Here is a 19,325-nt window from a genome sequence, read left to right as displayed (position 1 = left end):
ACCTAGCAGCCCTTAAGCTACTAGCTTAGATTCGATATATTGTAGTGCTTTTTCTACTACTTCGTCGATACTCATCGTAGTAGAATCCAACAAAAGTGCATCCTCAGCGGGACGCAATGGCGCGACCGAGCGATTACGATCTCTGTGATCTCGCTCTTGGATCTCGCTCAAAAGGTCGTCAAATTTAACATCTAACCCTTTGCCTTGCAACTGTTTAAGGCGACGATTCGCTCGCTCTTCAGCGCTTGCATCAAGGAAAATTTTCACTTCGGCTTGAGGGAAAACAACCGTCCCCATATCACGGCCATCGGCAACAAGACCAACGCCCTCGGCAAATGCTCTTTGTCTTCGTAGTAGAGCTTCTCGTACCCTTGGGAAAGCAGCTACTTTTGATGCAGCCATCCCCGTTTCTTCTTTACGAAGCTCACCGGACACATCCTCACCTTCGAGAATAACCTTAACCAAATCACCTTCTGCGATAAACTGAACATCTAGGTGAGTAGCTAGAGGTACTAACGCATCTTCTGAGTTGATATCGACACCATGATGGATTGCAGCAAGTGCAAGCACTCGATAAATAGCGCCTGAATCGAGCAATTGAAATCCTAGCTTTTTAGCCAATAGCATACAAAGTGTGCCTTTGCCTGCACCACTTGGGCCATCCACAGTGACTACCGGTGTGTGAGAAGACATGTTTTACTCCAATTTAATTGATGATCTACCTCGTTGGAGGCCAGACTTTTCAAGCGGGAAAGTATAAAGGCATTGGGAGAATGGTGCTAGCGAGGAATATAAAGAATTTACTTATAAGCGGAGGAACTCAATGATTCCCCCGCCCTATAGTGTTTTACAACTTGATACGCTCTTTATTTTTTTCGAGCGTACCACTGCCGATACCTTTTACATTTGCCAAGTCTTCAACTTTCGAAAAATGACCGTTCAGTTCTCGATATTCGACAATTCGCTGAGCTTTTTTCAAACCAATACCTTTCAATAATGCAGCGATTTCCTCAGCTGAAGCAGAATTAACGTTAACCGTCAGCTCTATACCTTCATATTTATCGGTTGCTTTATCTGTCGCATAAGCCATCCCACTAAGCAGCCCCAAAACGATCACCAGACCAACCAAATAGTTTTTGATTTTCATATTGCTTCCTTTTTCATGACACAGAGGTAGTGCCAACATAACCATGTCTTGCATTTGGAAGTATCAACACAAAATAAAAACAAAACGGGCTGCAAATGCAGCCCGTTTTAATTTACTTATCAATTACATTGAAATCGTTATTGGTTCACGATGTAGTATTCGATATCAATAGTGTGGCGTAGGATGCTCAATAAACCAGCTAGATCTTGCTGTGCGTTCATCTGAGTCAATTGCGTGCCAATTTGGTCATTATATTGCGCATCAGCAGAGGCCTCTACTTTAGCTAATTCTATAACGACGATATCACCATTGAAGTCTTTGGCTTGAGCAAACTCAACCTTACCCTCTTCTGGCTTGCTCATTGCGAATACAACGTCAGCCAAAGGAGAGCTACGATCTAACTTCTCTACATCACCGAACTCAAGGCCTTTTTCATTAAGAAGTGTTTGCTTGCCTTCTTTAAGCTCAGCCACTAACCCTGTAGCCAGTTCAAGCGCTTGTTGTTCACCTTTTACTTTAGATAGTTGGGCAACAACTTGCTCACGCACATCATTTAAAGGCAATACCATTTCATCACGAACGTCTTCCACGCGAACAACAATAATGTGTTCAGGCGCAACTTCGATGACTTCTGAGTTTAGACCGTCTTCTTTAACTTCAGGACTCAGAATAGCTTGCATTACAGCTGGAGTTTTTAACAGCTCAGGTGCGTCTGCTTGAGAAATAAAGTCAGTTGTATGAATCGGTTGGCTTACTGCTTTAGCTGCATCATCTAGCGAATCTGGGTACTCAAACGCAATTTTCTCTAATTCACTCTGCAGCTCATAGAATTGATCAACAGCTTGCTGATCTTTCAACTCTTGTTTGATGTCAGATGCAACTTCATCAAAAGGTTTAGCAACTGAATCTTTGAGCTCGTCAAGCTTAATAATGTGGTAACCAAAATCTGATTTAACTAAGCTAGAAACATCACCAACATTCTCTAGAGCAAAAGCCGCTTTTTCAAACGCGGGATCCATCACGTCACGTTCGATCCAACCTAGTGAACCACCTTCTTCTGCACTACCAAAGTCGTTCGATTTTTCTTCAGCCAATTTCGCAAAATCAGCACCAGCATTCAATTCATCTAGAATCGCTTGAGCCTTAGTTTCATCGTCCCCTTCAATTAGAATGTGACTAACTTTACGTTGCTCTTCTGATGAATATTTATCAAGGTGCTCGTCATAGTATTTCTTTGCTTCTTCATCAGAAACAGAAATAGCTGATTTCAACTGCTCAGCCGAAAGCTCAACATATGCAATTTTAGCCTGTTCAGGACGAGTGTAACGTTCAGGGTTTTGCTCGTAATATTGCTGAATCTCATCTTCTGATAACTCAACTTTGCTCGCAAAATCAGCTAGCGATAATTTGACAGTTCGAACATCACGAGTTTGTGTTAGCAATTTACTTTGTGCATTGACTTCACCTGGCAGTGAGAAATCACTACCCTGAATTGCTGTTAGCAGCTGGTTGCGAACCAAATCACCACGCAGATATTCAGCAAAACTTTCTGCAGAGAATCCTGCACGACGAAGAGCAGATTGATAAATTTCTTGGTCAAACTTACCTTCTACTTGAAATTGTGGCATATCCAAAATCATCTGGCGTACTTGAGCATCGCTTACACGTAGTCCCAGTGATTCTGCATGCTGTTCAAGCAACACATCATTTACCATGCGATCAAGCACAGAACGACGGAAAGACTCCACATAGCTTGGGTCCCCAAGCAAGTTTGAAAAGTAATCCCCTAACTGGCTTTGCATACGATTGCGCTCATTTTGATAAGCTTGTTCAAACTCACCTCGAGCAATCTCTGTGTTACCAACTTTTGCAGCTGCGTTATTACCTCCAGAAACGAGGTAACTACCTACACCAGCAAATACAAACGATAGGATGATAAGTCCCAGAATAATTTTAACGGCGATGCTGTTAACGCCTTCGCGTAATCGCTCCATCATACTTAAGCCACTCTCCGCATAAAACTCGTATTAACCGCTGCTAACACGACATACGTTAAAAATAAAAAATTAATAGCGCGATAATACCAGAAAAAGAAATGCGCATCAGTATGATGCGCATATTTTAAAAAGGTTCGAAAATACTCGAAAAAAGAAGCGATAAATTAGTTACAAGCGTCTTTTAGTGCTTTACCAGCTTTGAAAGATGGTACTTTAGCTTCAGCGATCTGAATTTCTTCACCTGTTTTTGGATTACGACCAGTACGTGCAGCACGTGTACGTACACTGAAAGTACCAAAGCCAACAAGAGCAACTTGATCACCAGACTTAAGCGTATCGCTTACGGCTTCAATTACTGCGTCTAAAGCACGACCTGCTGATGCTTTAGAAAGATCTGCATTCTCTGCAATTTTTTCTACTAATTGTGTTTTATTCACTGTGATTCCCCTTTACGCTACCTATTATTATTTTTTAAAGATAGCTTTTGTTCCATTTCGGTTTTGTATCTAGCTTGAAGCCAAGTCCAGCAAGGCTTCAAGCTATAGTTGGTAACGTTAGCTCTACAAAAAAAAGCTGACAAGACTTTTTCGACTTATCAGCGTAATCTTTTACTTATTTTTGCTACACATCACTATTTTGCACTAGTAAATTCAACGCCTGAAGGCTCTTTTTCGAGTGCAACCTTCAATACCTCATCGATCCATTGAACTGGAATTACCTTTAAGTCAGCAATAACATTGTCCGGAATGTCTTCCAGATCACGTTCATTGTCCTTTGGAATGAGAACCGTTTTTATGCCGCCGCGATGTGCTGCTAAGAGCTTCTCTTTCAGACCACCGATAGGTAGAACTTCACCACGTAGAGTGATTTCACCTGTCATGCCCACTTCCGCTTTTACTGGGTTACCCGTTAAGCTAGAAACTAGCGCAGTACACATTGCAATACCGGCACTTGGACCATCTTTCGGTGTTGCACCTTCTGGTACATGTACGTGGATATCACGTTTTTCATAAAAGTCTGAGTTGATACCAAGTTTCTCTGCACGTGAACGTACTACCGTCATTGCCGCTTGGATAGACTCTTTCATGACATCGCCAAGAGAACCAGTTTGTGTCAGCTTGCCTTTACCCGGCATCGCTTCCGTTTCGATCGTTAGAAGGTCACCGCCAACTTGCGTCCAAGCTAAACCTGTTACTTGACCGATACGGTTGCTGTCGTCCGCTTTCCCGAAATCATGACGTTGAACGCCTAGATATTCTTTAAGGTTATCCATCGTTACTGTGACGGATTTCAGGCTCGTATCCAGCAAGATATTCTTCACAGCTTTACGGCAGATCTTAGAAATTTCACGCTCTAGACTACGCACACCCGCTTCACGCGTGTAGTAACGAATAATGCCGATAATGGCTGAGTCTTCGATCGTGATTTCGTTTGGCTTCAAACCATTACGTTTCACTTGCTTCTCAACAAGGTGACGCTTCGCGATGTTCAGTTTCTCGTCTTCTGTGTAGCCAGATAGACGAATCACTTCCATACGGTCTAGTAGCGGCCCAGGAATGTCCATCGAGTTCGACGTTGCCACGAACATCACATCAGATAGGTCATAATCAACTTCTAAATAGTGATCGTTAAACGCATTGTTTTGTTCCGGATCCAGAACTTCAAGCAGAGCTGAAGATGGATCGCCACGCATATCTGAAGACATCTTGTCGATTTCATCTAAAAGGAACAGTGGATTTTTCACACCAACTTTCGACATCTTCTGGATCAACTTACCCGGCATAGAACCAATATAAGTACGACGGTGGCCTCGAATTTCAGCCTCATCACGTACGCCGCCCAATGCCATACGCGTATATTTACGACCTGTAGCCGCAGCGATGGAGCGTCCTAAAGAAGTTTTACCGACACCTGGAGGACCGACCAAACATAAAATCGGTCCTTTAAGTTTGTTAATACGGTTTTGAACTGCAAGATACTCAAGAATTCGCTCTTTCACACGCTCAAGACCATAATGGTCTTCATTTAAGATTTCTTCGGCTTTGGCGAGATTCTTCTTAACCTTAGAACGCTTATTCCAAGGAACTCCAACCATCCAGTCGATGTAGCCACGAACTACGGTAGCTTCAGCAGACATCGGAGACATCATTTTAAGCTTTTGTAGCTCTTGTTCAGTCTTCTCACGTGCTTCTTGTGGCATTTTTGAATCTTCGATCTTTTGTTTCAGAACTTCGAACTCATCTACACCGTCTTCGCTTTCACCCAGTTCTTTCTGAATCGCCTTCATCTGCTCATTCAGGTAGTATTCGCGCTGAGATTTTTCCATCTGCTTTTTCACGCGACCACGAATGCGTTTTTCGACTTGAAGCAGATCGATTTCTGACTCCATTTGCCCCATCAGAAATTCAAGACGCTCTGTCACATCAAGTAGTTGCAAAACTTTCTGCTTGTCCGCCAGTTTAAGCGGCATGTGAGCAGCGATGGTATCTGCTAAGCGGGCTGCTTCATCAATACCGTTTAGTGAGGTCAGTACTTCTGGTGGGATCTTCTTATTAAGCTTAATGAAACCTTCAAACTGGTTGATGGCACTGCGAACAATCACTTCTTGCTCACGTTCATCAAGTTCAGATGTCACTAAGTACTCAGCGTCAGCGACAAAAAAGTCGTTGTCGATAAATTGATGAATCTTTGCTCGTTGTTGACCTTCTACCAACACCTTTACGGTACCATCAGGTAACTTTAACAACTGTAGTATCGTCGCTATGGTACCAACTTCGAATAGATCGTCTTTTGATGGCTCATCGGTATCCGCTTGCTTTTGTGCCACAAGCAGTACTTGTTTGTTGTTATCCATCGCAGCTTCAAGGCAAGCAATGGATTTTTCTCGGCCAACAAACAAAGGAATTACCATGTGCGGGTAAACGACTACATCTCTTAGAGGTAGTACAGGGATCTCGATACGTTCGGAACGTTCCAAGTTCATATTATTCTCTCTTCCGCTTAGTCTTATGAGCAGTATATGGGGGCTAATTAGTTGGATTCAATGGAAGAATAAAAAAAAGGAGGTATTTGATACCTCCTTTACAATTTGATGTGAAATTAAGATTCAGCGCCTGCGGCTTGGTTGTCTGTATTGCTGTAAATCAGCAATGGTTCCGATTCACCATTGATCACTGATTCATCAATAACCACCTTACTTACATCGGTGGTTGATGGCAGCTCATACATAGTTTCAAGCAACACACCTTCAAGAATTGAACGAAGGCCACGAGCTCCTGTCTTACGTTCCATTGCTTTTTTAGCAATAGCGCGTAAAGCGTCTTCACGGAACTCAAGTTCAGCATCTTCTAATTCAAATAGTGCCGCATACTGTTTGGTCAGTGCATTCTTTGGTTCGCAAAGAATTTGAATCAATGCGTCTTCATCCAGTTCGGTCAAAGTGGTAGTCACAGGAAGACGACCAATGAACTCTGGAATCAAACCGTATTTCACTAAGTCTTCAGGTTCCACTTTCTGGAATAGATCGCTGAGTGATTTTGACTCATCTTTTGAGCGCACCTCGGCACCAAAACCGATACCAGTACCCGTTGCAACACGTTGCTCGATAACTTTATCGAGACCGGCAAATGCACCACCACAAATGAACAAGATCTTAGAAGTATCGACTTGTAAGAATTCTTGTTGTGGATGCTTACGACCACCTTGTGGCGGAACCGATGCAACCGTACCTTCAATAAGTTTCAACAATGCTTGCTGTACACCTTCACCCGACACGTCTCGAGTGATAGATGGGTTTTCTGCTTTACGAGAAATCTTGTCGATTTCATCGATGTACACAATACCGCGCTCAGCTTTCGCTACGTCGTAGTCACATTTTTGCAGAAGCTTTTGAATGATGTTTTCAACATCTTCACCCACATAACCGGCTTCGGTTAGTGTGGTAGCATCCGCCATTGTGAATGGTACATCGAGGAAACGAGCGAGGGTCTCTGCCAGAAGTGTTTTACCACTACCAGTTGGACCAATTAGTAGGATATTACTTTTACCAAGCTCTACCCCTTCACTCGTTGTGTCTCCATTTCGTAAACGCTTATAGTGGTTATAAACGGCAACCGCTAGCACTTTCTTTGCGTAATCTTGGCCAATCACATAATCGTCAAGATGTTCACGAATTTCTTTAGGCGTTGGCAACGCTTCAGATTGTTTTTTCGGCAGAACATCTTTGATTTCTTCGCGAATAATGTCGTTACATAAGTCGACACATTCATCACAAATGTATACGGAAGGACCGGCGATTAGCTTGCGAACTTCGTGCTGGCTTTTACCGCAGAAAGAGCAGTAAAGAAGTTTACTACTACCGCTCTCTTTGCTTTTATCAGTCATTCGCTAACCTCTTAGCCTTTACTATCTATGATTTGAGTGTATATCAATTTAAACCGAATTGCGCTAAACAATTTGGCTCAGATCATTCACCGCGATGTGTTAAAACCGCGTCCACTAAACCATATTCTACTGCTTGATCGGCAGACATAAAGTTGTCGCGATCAGTATCTCTTTCAATGATTTCCAGAGGCTGTCCCGTGTGTTCAGCCAGCAACTTATTCAGCTTCTGTTTAATTGTCAGAATTTCTTGCGCATGGATCTGAATATCAGATGCCTGACCTTGGAAACCACCTAGAGGTTGGTGGATCATCACACGTGAATTTGGTAATACATAACGTTTACCTGGTGCACCACCTGCTAATAGGAATGCGCCCATTGAACACGCTTGGCCCATACACACTGTGCTCACATTTGGCTTGATAAACTGCATTGTGTCGTAGATAGACATACCTGCGGTTACGCTACCACCTGGCGAGTTAATGTATAGGAAGATGTCTTTGTCTGGATTTTCAGACTCAAGGAAAAGCAGCTGAGCAACGACAAGGTTTGCCATGTGGTCTTCTACTTGACCGGTTAAGAAAATCACACGCTCTTTTAGCAAACGAGAATAAATATCGTAAGAACGTTCACCACGGGAAGTTTGTTCCACCACCATGGGTACTAGCGCGTCTAAAATTGGCGACATTGCATTTTTTTCTTGGTAGCTCATATTCTTATATCCCTAAAATAAATGGCCCGGATGATGTGTATCATACGGACCATTGTTAGCAGAATAGTTAACGGTTAGTCAACTTTTCTACGCAAGATATTGCTTATTGAGCAGCAGGTTGGTTCATTAGCTCGTTGAAGCTAACGTCTTTTTCAGTAACCTGTGCTTTAGCGATGATCGCGTCGATAGCTTGCTCTTCTAGAGCAACGTTACGCATGTTGTTCATCATCTGTTCGTTTTGCTCGTAGTAAGCAACAACTTCTGATGGATCTTCGTAAGCAGTTGCCATCTCTTCGATAAGTGCTTTCACTTTGTCTTCATCAGCTTTTAGCTCTTCAGACTTGATTACTTCACCTAGTAGAAGACCAACCATTACACGGCGTTTTGCTTGCTCTTCGAACAGTTCACGTGGTAGTTGAGCTGCTGCTTCTGGGTTACCGCCGAAACGTTGAGCTGCTTGCTGACGTAGTGTACCGATTTCTTGATCGATAAGTGCAGCAGGAACATCGATGTCGTTTTCTTTAACTAGACCGTCAATCGCTTGCTCTTTGATGCGGTTTTTAACAGCTTGCTTAAGTTCGCGTTCCATGTTCTTACGAACTTCAGCTTTAAGTGCGTCAACACCGCCTTCTGCAACACCAAACTTAGCAACGAACTCATCGTTAATTTCTGGAAGTTCGCGAGCTTCTACTTTGTTTACTTTGATAGCAAACTTAGCTGCTTTACCTTTTAGGTTTTCAGCGTGGTAATCTTCTGGGAAAGTTACGTCGATTTCGAATTCCATACCAGCAGTCTTACCTGCGATACCGTCTTCAAAACCAGGGATCATGCGGCCAGCACCCATCTCTAGAGGAAAGTTCTCAGCTTTACCGCCTTCAAACTCTTCACCGTCGATAGAACCAACGAAGTCGATAATTGCACGCTTACCAGCTTCTGCTGCTTCTTCAACTTCAGCCCAAGATGCTTGTTGTTTACGTAGCGTTTCGATCATCTCTTCTACGTCTGCATCTTTTACTTCAGTCAGTGGTTTTTCAACTGCGATAGTTTCAAGACCTTTTAGCTCAACTTCTGGGTAAACTTCAAAAGTCGCGTTGAAAACAAGGTCTTCACCTTCTTTGTTTTCTACTGGTGCAAATGTAGGTGCGCCAGCTGGGTTGATTTTTTCTTTAACGATCGCTTCGATGAAGTGGCGTTGCATTACTTCACCTAGAACGTCTTGACGTACTGCTTTGCCGTACATCTTCGCAACCATTTTTAGAGGCACTTTACCTTTACGGAAACCATCGAAACGACGGTTTTTTGCGATGTTGCGTAGTTCCGCTGTTACAGCATCTTCGATGTTAGCAGCAGGAACAGTAATGTTTAGACGGCGCTCTAGGCCTTCTAGCGTTTCAACAGTAACTTGCATTGTTCTTTAACCTCAAAACTGGCTCAGCGAAGCTGAGCATATGGGTCACGCTTAATTCGCGTAACCACATCCTTATTCGTACTCCAAGAGCACCTATATAAATAGAGAATCGATAGTTGATGATTCAGCTATCGTACTAATTAGCGATATCTTTATTCACCCTAATTGGGTTCAAAGGTATCTCCGATTAGTCTCAGGATAAAAATTTAGACGCAGCATTCTAACGGCCAAGCTCTAAGCTGTCGAGCCGAACCAAGATATAGGGTGCGTAAACTCCTAAATTCTCACTTAACTGCTACTAAAACGAGCAATTAAGCTGGCAATGTTCACAGAAATGGGGACATTAATCTGTTTTTCAAGAGAAACTAGGCTTTTTTTTAAATTAAAAACTAAAAAGAGATCTAAGTCCTGTTTTGTCGCGCAATTTCGTAATCTTTTTAAACACCTTTGTAACAAAAAAACTTACCCTATGAAGATAGGTTTTGATACAACGGAAGGACCAGTATAGTGACATTTCGCCGGGCTCGTTTTTATCTCCTGACGCTGTATCTCCTGTTCTTGGTGCTTGGTTGTCACTTCTATTGGAGCTATCAGCATCAGTCGTTATTGGATGAACATCAAGCGCAGTTGGATCGTTTTGCCAGCCATATTTCAGCCAAGCTCGATAAGTACGCCCACCTTCCTCAGTTACTGTCAAAAGATAAAGAGCTCGTACAAGCATTACTGGATACCAATAACCCGGCACAAATCGAGATCACCAATCGCTATTTGCAGCAAGTCAACAATGTCATACAAGCCGCAGATACCTACTTGCTAAATAATATCGGCACCACCATTGCAACAAGCAATTGGAACCTGCCACGCTCTTTCATTTCACGAAACTTTGCTTGGCGTCCTTATTTTGCAAATGCTATCACGGGCAAGGCAAGCCAATACTACGCGCTCGGCTCGACATCGGGACAACGTGGGTATTACTACTCCTACCCTGTAATTTACGCGGCGGAGATCATTGGTGTCATCGTCATAAAAATGGATCTTTCCGCAATAGAAGAGAATTGGAAAAGTAAGCAAAGTTACTTTGTGGCAACCGACCCACTGAATGTAATTTTTATGTCGAGTAACAATCAGTGGTTATTTAAAAGCTTAACCACATTAAATGAGGCCGAGCGAAACACCATTCTCAACAGCCGACAATACCTCGACAAACCAATACGCTCTCTTGGCCTTGTTGGTGATCTATCCAAACCAGTAACTGAGTTAATCAACCCTTACCAAGGTTGGTTAAACGGAGATTTCATCATTTCGACACGTCCACTTCCCGCCTTGCAGCTTAATATCCGAGTGCTCACCCCCAAGATGCATTTGTTTTGGGCAACGGCTGGCTTTGCTTTGGTACTCAGCATGGTGTTTGTCATTGGCTACTTGGTGATGTTGTTGCTACACCATCGACAGCTCAAACAACGACAGTTTGAACAATTGCAATCCGAAGCAAAGCAGAAGCTCGAGTTTCTCGTCATGGAACGCACCGCTGAGTTACAAGCGCAAGTGCATGAACGAACTAAAACCGAACATGCTTTGCGACAAACCCAAGATGAACTCATCCAAGCAGCCAAGCTGGCAATTCTTGGGCAAATGTCCGCTAGCATCAGTCACGAGCTGAATAACCCACTCGCGGCCATTCGTAGCTTTGCGGATAATGGTCGTCGCTTTCTTAACCATGACAAGTTTGACCGTGTTGATGAAAACCTCGAACGGATTTCTAAGCTAACCGACAGAATGGCCAAAATCAGCGATCAATTAAAATCATTCGCACGTAAATCTGAGTCCAGAGAACGTCATCTGGTTACGATTGGGACGGTGTTAAGATCAGCAGAAGAGTTGCTTGCACCACAAATCAAATCCAGCCGCGTGCAATTTACACTCGCCCCATACCCTCATGATATTCAAGTAGAGGTTAACCCAATTCAGTTAGAGCAAGTGGTCATTAACCTTGTTAACAATGCGTTGCAAGCCGTGGCTGAACAAATTGAACGTGTTGTTATTGTGAGTTGTGATGTCGAAGCATCCCTTGTTTTGATCCATATTGATGATAATGGCCCCGGGATTGCCAAAGAGAAAATAGAAAGATTGTTTGAACCTTTCTATACCACCAAGAAGAATGGACTTGGTTTAGGCCTCTCGATCTCACAACAAATTTTACAAGCCATGAACGGCGATTTAAGTGTGAGTCACAACCCAATGGGTGGTGCTCGATTTACCTTAACACTGCCAAGAAAGGACGCATGATGTACGACGTTTTTTTTATTGATGATGAAAGCGATATCCGCACAGCAATCGCACAAAGTTTCGAATTAGAAGAGATTAATGCCTGTTTTTTTGCGGATGCTGAACAAGCATTATTGGCAATCAAACAACATGGCATGCCCAAGGTAGTCATCAGCGATATTTGTTTACCCGGTATTTCTGGTGAAAACCTACTCTCTTCAATTTTGCATCAAGACGGTGAAGTTCCGGTTATTTTGATCACAGGTCATGGTGATATCTCCATGGCAGTCAATGCGCTGCGCAGTGGCGCGTATGACTTTATTGAAAAACCCTTTGCCATTGAGCGCTTGATCGACACGACCAATCGTGCCCTAGAAAAGCGTGAACTGACTTTAGAAAACCAAGCACTGAAACGTAATTTAAAAGCAAGCCAGACACTCGGCCCTAGAATCATTGGTGATACCCCTGCGATTCAAAATCTACGTGAAACCGTCGCCCATATTGCAGATACCCACGCAGATATTTTGCTGTTTGGTGAAACGGGCACAGGTAAAGAGCTATTCGCACGTTCTATCCACGAGCAAAGTCAACGTCGAGAAAAAAACTTTGTCGCGATTAATTGTGGTGCCGTTGCCGAAAACCTGATTGAAAGTGAGTTATTTGGACACGAAAAAGGAGCATTTACCGGCGCTGATAAAAAACGGGTGGGTAAGTTTGAGCACGCTCATGGAGGCACACTTTTTCTGGATGAAATCGAATCCATGCCACTTCAAGCTCAAATTCGCTTACTTAGGGTTCTGCAAGAGCGCGTGATTGAACGTGTTGGCTCAAATGAACTGATTCCAATCGATATCCGAGTGATCGCCGCAACCAAAGTCGATCTCAAACAAGCTTCAGCTGAAGGAACATTTAGAGAAGATCTGTATTACCGGCTAAATATCGTCACCCTTGACCTACCGCCGCTCAGGGCACGAAAAGAAGACATTGCAACCCTATTTCACCATTTCCTTTTAGTCGCCGCCGCACGTTACGGTAAAACCGCCCCCGCTTTACCAGAAAGCGCCCTTCAACAACTTCTTAGGCACGAATGGCCCGGTAATGTGAGAGAGCTGCGAAACACAGCCGAACGATTTGTATTACTAGGTAAGCTGATCCAAGAAGATGGCGTAAGTAATGCCGATGATGTACAGCGCGGATTAGCAGAGTTAGTTGCGGAGTATGAAAGAAGCTTAATCGAACAAGCGCTGAATGATACTGGTGGCAGTATCAAAACTACGATGGAAAAACTACAGCTTGCGAGAAAAACACTCTACGACAAAATGCAACGCTACGAGCTCGATAAGAATGACTTTAAAAACGATAGTTAAGGCACTGAATCAGTGCCTTAGCATGACATCAAGTTGATCGACAACTTCTGCCCAATCGGCATCATCTTCAATTGCTTCTTTTAAAAATGCCGCTTGCGATGCACTCCAGAAAAACGCTTCATGCAGCGCCGTGCCAACCACTAAACCATTGTGGTGTTCAACGAAATCTCGAATTTCATCGTCACTGCTGCCCAGTCCAAGTTGGCTAAACAGTTCCGGAATCGTATGCGGTTGAATTTCCATACTATGCCCTCCCACCTCTTTGAGCGTTCACTTTTATAGTCTAGTTGGTATTTTTCTGGTGCGGATAATTAAAAAAGGGCACATCTTGTGCCCTTAAAATTACTCCGGCGAAAACAGGTTAGAAGTTGTATTCCATGCTGATCCCCCAGTTACGGCCGGCTTGGGTATCGAAATCATCCAGCCCTTCGTCTTCACCTTTCAGATCTTTGTACAACCAGTACTTTTCATCGAAGACGTTGAATAGCCCCGCACGCAGCGTCATATCCTGCATTGGACGATAGTAAGCGGTCAGATCGACGATGTTATACGAAGGCGCGTCAATATTGTCTTCATCTTGCCATTCGTCTTTCTTCGCTACCCACTTGTAGTTCAATAATGCACCATACTTTTCACTGTTAGCCGTGTAGCCAATGCCTATATTAGCGGTGAACGGCGCTACCGAGTCTAATTGGTGACCCGTTTTTTTATCTTTGCCTTTGGCATAAGCAAGACTTAAACGACTATAGATACCTTGGGGCCCTAATACTGTTGTTGCAAACTCTGCCCCATAAATTTCGGCTTCATCAAGGTTTTCCATCGTGATGACGTCTTTGTCTGCTTCTTCACCTATCTTGTCACTGGTGATGAAGTTCTTATAGTCGTTATAAAACGCACTCACTTCATACTGCAGGCGTTGGTTTTCACCCCGGAAACCGAGCTCATAAGACAAGCTTTCTTCCGCTTCAAGATCCGGATTACCTTCAAAAATGGCACCTTCACTGTAGTGGTAGTACAAGTCGTACACCGTTGGCGCTTTAAAACCTTGGCTGATTTGTGCATATGGGCTGAATAGATCTGCAACGTGATAAACCATGCCAAGACGACCAGTCAACGCATCATTCTTGTTTCCTTGATGATCGATATCATAACCATCCGAGGTTTCAGGAGACGTTTTAAAAGCGTCATATCGCAAACCAGCAGACAGGACTAATGTTTCATCAAGTAGGAAGAGTTGATCTTGTACAAAGATCCCCCACTGGCGCACATCCGCATTCGGCAACCCGGTACTGCCCGGTTTCACCTGACCATCAGGAACCCCAGCTTGACCACTTGCAATAAAGTAGTCGGTATTCTTTAAAGAGAATTTGTTTTCAAGATAGCTGGCACCATATGTGATCTGATGATAATACGTATCCGCCGCAGCGATTTTATTAAACTGAGCATCAAACTGAATCGAGTCATCACTGGAAATACGTTGGCGATTACGACGACGATCGTTATACGCAGGCATCATCGGAGGCCTACCAGCAAAATTGGTTGTGTCGTAATTGTCTGAATGGCTTTCGGTCTGCTGATAACTGAGTTTCCACAGCAACTCATCAGCAACCACTGTATTCATGGTCCATTCGTGTTCGAAGCCCATACGCATTCTGGTATTGTTATCTTTTACCGACGAGTCGGAATAAACAAACGTCGGCATGATCTCATAGCCTTCTTCGGAGGCTAAGAACGAATCATACTGGTAATCGTAATATTCAAATGTTAAACCAAGTCGGTGGGCTTCGTTGGCTTGATAGAAAGCTTTTATCAGCCCATTGTATAGCGTTGAATCCGCAGGATCCGCTGCGCCGCGATCCGGCCCCAGAATATTCGCCCCATCACCATGAGTCTGATACTCATTACCATCAGCATACGTGAGCATGGCAATGGTTTCCCAATCGCCCTGACGCATCGCCCAAGTTAGCGTATTCTTAAACTCGTTATTGACTGATGCATAACTGGTTTTGATGCCAAAGCGATGTTCGTCTCCTTCTGTTACCAAAACATCATCCGGATTCTTGGTACGGAACAACACAACGCCACCCAATGCATCAGAACCATACAGACTGGACGATGGCCCCTTATTCACTTCCACTGCGACCAAAGTATCGGTTTCAATCGTGTTAGGGAATTTGCGTTGCTGGCTTGCGCCTGGGTTATAAGGCACAGGTTGTTGCACCCCATCCACCATAACTTTAACCCGACTGTCTTCCATACCACGGATATTAAAACCAGAGACGCCAAAGCGCCCACCACCTTGTGCATCAACGCCCGGCGTGTATTTCAATGTGTCTTTTAGCGTTGAAGTCATGGTTTCATCCAACTGCTTGCGATCGACAACCGCAACAGAAGAAGAGATATCTTCCTTATCTTGTTCAATGCGCGTTGCGGAAACGACAACTTCATCAAACGAGTAGACTTCTTCAGCAATGGCAGGAGCGGCGAGCACAGCACCAACAACCAGAGCTAATTGTGTTTGCTTAATCATGAATGTATCCATTTCAATAAGGTAAGTTACACTCGGCTATAATGATTGATGTTTGAGTGAACTTAGTTCTTCGTGTAGTTATTGCTTCAAACGTGCTTTCTCTGCTTTTACATGCCCTTCTGTCAGATGGACAAAATCAAGCAAATCATTCCCAGAAACTTCAAACGCCTGCCCAAACCCTTTCACGTAACGTCCGGATTCAGGAACCAACCGATACAAATTGAAATCACCAAGCTGGCTCAGGTTGTCAACAATGTCTCCAAAGCGTGCTTTTAATGAAGCCACGCCACGAGACCACGCGTGTTCCTCTTTGTTTACTAATTCCGCATGCGTATCAAACGTTAAGCGCTTGCGAGCATAGACTTGCTTGCATTCACTTTCATCTTCAATCATCAAAATGGAAACATTGCGGTTGGTTTTAAGATTTTTGCCATGTGCAGCAAGATCACTCACTAGGATGTAATAGGCTTGGCTATCAAAAGCGAAAGGCGCATAAGTTGCATTAGGCGTACCGTCCGCACTGATTGTCGCCAGTTGCAATGTTTGTCTGGAATCACGAAACGCTTGGATCTCAGGTTCTAAACGGTTTTGTAGGCGCTCACGGCGGATTTCTTCACGCTCTGCTAGTGGCTCTTGTTGTACTTTTGTTGGCTGACTTTGATCCTTCATGCGGCAAACTCCGTTTTCATCTGCGTAAATGCCTCCACTTGTTCCGCGAGTAGTTGACGCTTTTTGTCTCGTCCTACATACACCTTAAAGACACAATCACCTTCACCATTGAAAAAGCCAATGTAATGACTTTCCATGCCGCGAAACGGTTTGCTGACAAAGGCAATATGTTGAACTAAATCTAAGCGAAGGTGACCATGGAGCTCACCTTCCTTCCCCATCAAGTTGTAATAACCATGAGCTAATTTGCCTTTTGGAAAGCGGGCTTTGCTTTCAAAGATGGAACCAAACGAGTGAACAATCGTGGTTACGTTGCCCCATTCTGGTAACTGCTCCAAAATGGTTTGCGCATGTTCTCCAGATACGCGAGTGACCATCTCATCAGGCAGGGCAAAAGTAATCGCGCCTTCAGATAGTCCCAGTTGGTGTGACATCTCTGAAACAGGTGTTGCGGTATCCTTGGCAAGGGCTTCATTCACTTTGTGTTTTACTTCTGTTTCAGAACAAGTGGTGTACATGTTTTCTCCAATGACTTCGTGTTTACTTAAGCGACATCAGCCACTGCTGTCGCTTGACTTTGAATAACTTTGATAGCGTTACTGGCGAGATTGACAGCCCAAAACTGGCCAGCGAGTGTGAGTTCAACGGCTTGTGGGGTAATGTTGACTAAACCACGCGTTTGCCAAGCTTTGAAAAGTGGCATCAACGCATCAAACCATTCACCGAAATGGTGTTTGAGCAAAACACCCTGATCAAAAGCGGCCTTAAGGTTATTATGAATCGCAGCATTTTGATCGGCACGAAACGCCATCGCAGCGGGAATGAGGGTTTGGTCAATCGCTTCAATATATGACGTCATATCTCGATACTGCATCGTGCTGATGCCATTAAAGTGACCTCCCGCACCAGCCCCTATCGGCAGCACCTCTGCATTGGTTTTTGCCAAACTATTGTAGATGCTGCGCTCTCGATTCCCTGATGCCCAATGATTGACGCTAAGCCTTCTTTGATGATGCTCAGCCATATACGCCACACCCATTTCAAACATGGTAGCTTTGGTGGCGGTGTCTGCTGGGTTGGGAAGTTTCCCTTGTTCGATCAGGCGAGCCATCGGCAGGTTTTGCAGCTCAAGCAATTGGTATAGGTCAACACCATCTACGCCTGACTCCAGATAAAACGCCAAGTCACGTTGCCAGAGTTCTAACGTTTGATGTGGCAAACCGTAAAGTAAATCGATCACAATGGGCGCTGCGTTATAACGCACCATTTTCTGCAGGGTCTCCATCACCACATCGCCATCGTCTAGGCGTTTTGCGGCCCGACGCACCTTGGTATCAAAACTTTGAACACCAAGAGAAAAACGGTTGAAGCCGCCTTCTAATGCGGATTCAAATTTTGCTTCATCAAATCGATTGACTCGCCCCTCAAGGGTAATTTCACAGTCAGGTGTCAATGGGAAGTGATGATGTATCAAATCACCCAATTGCTGAATTTGTTCAGCGCTCAAATCAGTAGGGGTTCCCCCACCGACATACACCGCTTGAAATGGATGACTCTGCGTCCATGGATAAGCAGATTTTCTCTTGATCTCTGCAACCAATGCTTGAAAGTAATCGGCGATCAGTTTGCCACTTGAGGCGTATTGGAAGAAATTACAGTAGGTACAACGTACGCGGCAAAACGGAATATGAATATAAAGACAACGACTCCCTGACTGACCACGGCTGTGCAGAGCAGCGTCTATAGCCACTTGCGTTTTTTCAGGCGATATCGGCACCATAGCACCACCAGCATGTGGCCCTGTTTTAGCAGAAAACGCAAAACGCAGCGGATCAGGAGAGTCTCTCCCCACTATCTGCTCATCTGATACATCAAAAATCATTGGCTTCATAACTACCGCCTTATGCTCTTAACTTTAGGCTTGGCTTTTTAAATAAGCTCAAGCAATAAAAATTAAAAAAAGCATACGTTTATAAAATTGTTAATAAGAATATTGTTCGCTATAATACCGATCGTTAATGATAATGCAAATGATATTTGATCTCATTTTTATTTAATAGATAATAAGTATTATTTGCTCTATGACTTCCTCAACACGGTAACCAAAAATGGCAAAGTTTCGGTATCTTATTGCTGGCTTGATTGCATGCCTTATTCATGGCATTGCACTCTCTTATACGCCAGAAAAAAAAGCCATAAAGGTGTCCACCGAGCAAGGTAATCAATCATTACAAATTCAATTAATGACGCGCGTTATCCGTGAACCGAGTGTAGAAAAAACCGCCGTTGATAAACCGGAACCCCAAAAAGCACCCACCGAACCCGTGGTTACAAAACCAATATCAAAAACAACGCAGAATGCAAAAACACTTAATAAGAACAAAGCGGCGGTAAAGAAGGTTAAACCTTTGCCCACAAAACCTAAGGTCGTCCCAACTAAACCCAAGGCTACCGTGCAAAAGGTCGCTAACACGGCGCCAGAAAAACCGTCGCCAATCACTGAAAAAAAACCACCTAAACCGAAAACTGAAACTCCGACACAAGCCGCAGCGGAGAGCCGAGCCCCCGTATTGATTAACAAGCCAAAATTCAGCGCCCGCCCAACACCGGTGACGTATCCCAAGCTGGCACGCAAACAAGGGCTCGAAGGAAGAACAATGATAGAAGTCTGGTTAGATAAAGACGGAAAGCAGATAAAACGCAGAATTCTTCAATCCAGTGGGCATCGCGTACTCGATGAGCGCGCACTAAAAACCATCAAGCAATGGCAGTTCTCTCGGCAGATTGAACAAGGGCAAGCCATTGCCCATCGCGTACATATTCCAATTAATTTCCAATTACAGTAGTTAC

16 protein-coding genes are annotated in these 19,325 nt (G+C 43.9%); 3 read left to right on the top strand and 13 right to left on the bottom strand.

What is annotated here, in order from left to right; genetic code table 11:
• Positions 1-12: 12 nt before the first annotated feature.
• The 8 genes from cmk to tig form a co-directional block, all read right to left on the bottom strand.
• On the bottom strand, positions 13-693 hold the full coding sequence (gene cmk / locus ACQEXS_RS00550) for a (d)CMP kinase (RefSeq protein WP_367988550.1): 681 nt from the start codon (positions 691-693) through the stop codon (positions 13-15).
• 154 nt (positions 694-847) lie between these two features.
• Entirely contained in the window at positions 848-1,147 is a 300-nt protein-coding gene (locus tag ACQEXS_RS00545) for a ComEA family DNA-binding protein (RefSeq protein WP_367988549.1), read from the bottom strand.
• Between the two features lie 137 nt (positions 1,148-1,284).
• Positions 1,285-3,144, bottom strand: coding sequence for a peptidylprolyl isomerase (ppiD, locus tag ACQEXS_RS00540; protein WP_427012470.1), 1,860 nt, complete (start codon positions 3,142-3,144; stop codon positions 1,285-1,287).
• 164 nt (positions 3,145-3,308) lie between these two features.
• A complete protein-coding gene (locus ACQEXS_RS00535) occupies positions 3,309-3,581 on the bottom strand; it encodes an HU family DNA-binding protein (protein ID WP_367988547.1) in 273 nt (90 codons plus the stop codon).
• Positions 3,582-3,775: 194 nt separating this feature from the next.
• Entirely contained in the window at positions 3,776-6,127 is a 2,352-nt protein-coding gene (gene lon / locus ACQEXS_RS00530) for an endopeptidase La (RefSeq protein WP_427010960.1), read from the bottom strand.
• 116 nt (positions 6,128-6,243) lie between these two features.
• Positions 6,244-7,527, bottom strand: a complete 1,284-nt coding sequence (clpX, locus tag ACQEXS_RS00525) for an ATP-dependent protease ATP-binding subunit ClpX (protein ID WP_367988545.1) — start codon at positions 7,525-7,527, stop codon at positions 6,244-6,246.
• A gap of 82 nt (positions 7,528-7,609) precedes the next feature.
• On the bottom strand, positions 7,610-8,236 hold the full coding sequence (clpP, locus tag ACQEXS_RS00520) for an ATP-dependent Clp endopeptidase proteolytic subunit ClpP (protein ID WP_367988544.1): 627 nt from the start codon (positions 8,234-8,236) through the stop codon (positions 7,610-7,612).
• Between the two features lie 103 nt (positions 8,237-8,339).
• Positions 8,340-9,644, bottom strand: a complete 1,305-nt coding sequence (gene tig, locus ACQEXS_RS00515; RefSeq protein ID WP_427012469.1) for a trigger factor — start codon at positions 9,642-9,644, stop codon at positions 8,340-8,342.
• 504 nt (positions 9,645-10,148) lie between these two features.
• Between tig and ACQEXS_RS00510 the strand changes: the two genes are divergently transcribed.
• Positions 10,149-11,930, top strand: a complete 1,782-nt coding sequence (locus ACQEXS_RS00510; RefSeq protein ID WP_427012813.1) for a sensor histidine kinase — start codon at positions 10,149-10,151, stop codon at positions 11,928-11,930.
• The gene (locus tag ACQEXS_RS00505) at positions 11,930-13,276 is read left to right on the top strand and encodes a sigma-54-dependent transcriptional regulator (RefSeq protein ID WP_427012812.1); all 1,347 of its coding nucleotides are present in this window, start codon (positions 11,930-11,932) and stop codon (positions 13,274-13,276) included. The genes ACQEXS_RS00510 and ACQEXS_RS00505 overlap by 1 nt, the downstream gene beginning before the upstream one ends.
• A 9-nt stretch (positions 13,277-13,285) precedes the next feature.
• On the opposite strand, the gene ACQEXS_RS00500 is transcribed toward ACQEXS_RS00505, so the two are convergent.
• The 5 genes from ACQEXS_RS00500 to hutW form a co-directional block, all read right to left on the bottom strand.
• Positions 13,286-13,519: a DUF2789 domain-containing protein gene (locus ACQEXS_RS00500; RefSeq protein ID WP_367988542.1), complete on the bottom strand. Its 234-nt coding sequence runs from the start codon at positions 13,517-13,519 to the stop codon at positions 13,286-13,288.
• Between the two features lie 118 nt (positions 13,520-13,637).
• Positions 13,638-15,806 carry a TonB-dependent hemoglobin/transferrin/lactoferrin family receptor gene (locus ACQEXS_RS00495; RefSeq protein ID WP_427012468.1) on the bottom strand — a complete coding sequence of 723 codons (2,169 nt, stop codon included), beginning with the start codon at positions 15,804-15,806 and terminating at the stop codon, positions 13,638-13,640.
• A 78-nt stretch (positions 15,807-15,884) separates the two neighbouring features.
• Entirely contained in the window at positions 15,885-16,475 is a 591-nt protein-coding gene (gene hutZ / locus ACQEXS_RS00490) for a heme utilization protein HutZ (RefSeq protein WP_427012467.1), read from the bottom strand.
• Positions 16,472-16,993 (bottom strand): heme utilization cystosolic carrier protein HutX, encoded by a 522-nt coding sequence (gene hutX / locus ACQEXS_RS00485; protein WP_427010963.1) that lies wholly within the window; start codon positions 16,991-16,993, stop codon positions 16,472-16,474. The genes hutZ and hutX overlap by 4 nt, the downstream gene beginning before the upstream one ends.
• Before the next feature lie 26 nt (positions 16,994-17,019).
• Complete coding sequence (gene hutW / locus ACQEXS_RS00480) at positions 17,020-18,357, bottom strand: heme anaerobic degradation radical SAM methyltransferase ChuW/HutW (protein WP_427012811.1); 1,338 nt, start codon at positions 18,355-18,357, stop codon at positions 17,020-17,022.
• 226 nt (positions 18,358-18,583) lie between these two features.
• Between hutW and ACQEXS_RS00475 the strand changes: the two genes are divergently transcribed.
• On the top strand, positions 18,584-19,321 hold the full coding sequence (locus ACQEXS_RS00475; protein WP_427012466.1) for a TonB family protein: 738 nt from the start codon (positions 18,584-18,586) through the stop codon (positions 19,319-19,321).
• The last annotated feature ends 4 nt before the right edge of the window (positions 19,322-19,325 follow it).

The organism is Vibrio sp. TRT 17S01 (genome assembly GCF_050113695.1).
Taxonomy (GTDB): domain Bacteria; phylum Pseudomonadota; class Gammaproteobacteria; order Enterobacterales; family Vibrionaceae; genus Vibrio.
This window is presented reverse-complemented; position numbering and strand designations above follow the sequence as displayed.